We start from the raw sequence: 1233 nt of genomic DNA on the forward strand, positions 1-1233 counted from the left end.
ACCTCTAGGCTGGTTTACAAAGGCAGCCCCAAGTCTGGCAATCATACTCGCCCCATTCCAGTCCGCATCCCCTTCCCATCCACAATGCCCACACTTAAACTGCTTCCCACGGCGATAGGACTGTTCAGGGTCAGGATGAATGTGCAAACACCGGTGGCAGGTCTGCGACGTGTAGGCAGGCGGAACCAGAATCAAAGCAACCCCTGCTCCCACAGCCTTGTACTCCAGAAATTGACGGAGTTGGTAGAACGCCCAACTGTTCCCCCTGCGCCGTTCGGCTTTGCTGCGAGGCTGTCGGTTGATGCGCTCTCTGATCCCCGTCAAGTCCTCAAGGGCAAGGACTGCCTGCTTCTGTTGCGCTTCCCGGACAATGGAGGCACTGATGGTGTGGTTGAGCCAAGTCTGAAACCGCCGCTCCCGCCCCGACAGCCGTTGCAAGATTTGTCTCGCCCTGCGGCGAGTCGACCTTGTGCCTTTCGAGGCTTTTCTCTGCAGCGACCTGCGCACTCGGCTGAACCGATCTCTGGTTTGGTTCAACTGCTGTCCATCCCACCCCCTGTCGGTGCTGGTCTTGGCAATCTCTCTCCTGCCCAAGTCCACCCCAATCGCGACAGCGGGACGGAGTCCTTTGACCTGAACGGCCTGCTGCGGCTCAGGCACCTGCTCGGTCAGTTGGATGTGGACATAGTACGAGCCGTCTCGATGTTGGCAAAGCTGGGCAGAGGTCGGTTTTTGTCCCCGCAACTTGCCCCTTTGATAGTTGCCCAAACGCAACTGAATTCGCTCCCGTCCCCCCACCAAGCACAGGCTGACGGTCTCGTCCTGTTCCCGATAGGAGAAGAGGCGAGCGTCGTAGTCGGCGGAAGTGGGCTTGAATGTTTTGACGGGGCGACCTTGAGTTTTGGCAGTCTTGCGGTTAGCTCCCACTCTTGCACAGACTCTAACGGCTAGGTTGGCACTGAGTCCGAACTCGCTGCGCAGGGTTTGGTACACCTGTGCCTGAATGGCAACAGGGTTGCAGATATTTGGCTTGACCGTTTGGTTGGTGTAGTGGCAAGCGGCGGCAAAGGCCTGGAGTGTGGCTTGTATTTTGGCCGCCTGTTCGGGCGTGGGTTGGACTTACAAACCAGTGTTAGAGTCTGTTTCATGGGTTGTATTGTACACACATGAAAGCCGCCCTGTCGCGTCAGCGGGCCGTAGGCCTCAAGGGCGGGGCTTCAGACCCAGTTTTTT

General features: G+C 57.7%; 1 pseudogene. It reads right to left on the bottom strand.

Going from position 1 to position 1233, the window contains the following annotated elements:
• Nucleotides 1-1148 (bottom strand): annotated as a pseudogene (locus ACVWVQ_RS14250) (RNA-guided endonuclease InsQ/TnpB family protein); the annotation flags it as partial.
• Nucleotides 1149-1233 lie beyond the last annotated feature (85 nt).

This window comes from Thermostichus sp. MS-CIW-36 (genome assembly GCF_054059035.1).